Annotated in this window: 1 pseudogene; it reads left to right on the forward strand. The window is 63.1% G+C overall.

Going from position 1 to position 244, the window contains the following annotated elements:
• Positions 1-187, forward strand: a pseudogene (locus AC0L20_RS41135) (HD domain-containing protein); the annotation flags it as partial.
• Between the last annotated feature and the right edge of the window lie 57 nt (positions 188-244).

Raw genomic sequence — 244 nt, forward strand, 5'->3', positions numbered from 1 at the left:
GTCAAAAGCCACGCTGAACGAGCTGGAGACCCTGCTACAGCACACCCAGGGCCTCAACCCGCCTGATTTCGATTATGCCTTCAACCTGGCGTACGGCAAAAAACATACGGATGCCGAGCCGCTATTCGAGGCGCTGCGCGCGTTGATCGACCGCGCTACCCAGGAACGCCTCGACACCGCACAGTGACTGACATCACCCCGCCCTGGCCGCCACCGCCTCCACTTCCACAAGCGCCCCCGGCAG

Source organism: Bradyrhizobium sp. Kon58, assembly GCF_055807455.1.